This window comes from Phycisphaeraceae bacterium, assembly GCA_040222855.1.
Classification (GTDB): Bacteria; Planctomycetota; Phycisphaerae; order Phycisphaerales; family Phycisphaeraceae; genus Mucisphaera.
Genome location: JAVKCD010000009.1, coordinates 1 through 813 on the forward strand (window position 1 = coordinate 1; position 813 = coordinate 813).

Here is an 813-nt window from a genome sequence, read left to right on the forward strand (position 1 = left end):
CTAACTCCTTGGGCTTCTGTTGCGCATCGGCCCGGTGGGACCGGCTGAGCAACCACCGGCTCATCATACAGGACAGCCTATCGGCACCGCCACGGTGGCGAGCCCGCGCGGGTCGGAGAAGAGTCCGCACGGCCGCCCGCGCAACAGGAAGACCCAGTTAGACGGAGCGGTTCAGGACCTCCAGAGAAGCTCTATAGAGCCGGGCCGCCATCGAAGGGTCTTTTGTGTCCCGGTGAGCTTCGAACTCGCGTTTGACCTCGTCGGACGTCCTGAGAATCCAATGTTCGCGGGCTTCCCCCTTTGCTGCCTCCTGGAAGGCCCTTAGCAGCCCGGCCGATCGAAACTCGGATTCGGACCAAGTCGGTAGAACCACATCCGTGACTGGTTGGCCAGCGGGGCCCTCAAGGTTCAGGACACGAAACGGCGGCTGGGCCACACCTCGCCCTTTTGAGAGGAGAGCCGCGTACTCGTCCGCCTCGAAGAAGCTCACATCGAGCCGAGCGAAAGGATTGGTATCCGCAAACCAGTAGCGACCGCTCGGGCGACGGTCCTCGCTGAAGGGCCGGAAGAGGACGATCGTGAGTTCATGGTGGAGACGCCGGATTACGTCCCATCCGACATCCACGCTCGCATGCACCACGAGATCGATATCCGAGAAGCGATCCGTCGACCCCTTGGCTACCGAGCCGAAGTAGCTCGCACCTCGGACACCCTCCGTTGCGTCGAGGATTTTGGGGATCCGGGCGAGGAGGTCCTCAAGCTGTTTCACCGCCTCCCCCTTCCTCCTGCTCGAGCCAACAGGCTCCGTCTAAC

At 62.6% G+C, this 813-nt stretch carries 1 protein-coding gene; it reads right to left on the reverse strand.

The genetic code is table 11. The features are described 5' to 3' along the window. Positions 1-157: 157 nt before the first annotated feature. On the reverse strand, positions 158-769 hold the full coding sequence (locus RIG82_03265) for a nucleotidyltransferase domain-containing protein (GenBank protein ID MEQ9459959.1): 612 nt from the start codon (positions 767-769) through the stop codon (positions 158-160). Between the last annotated feature and the right edge of the window lie 44 nt (positions 770-813).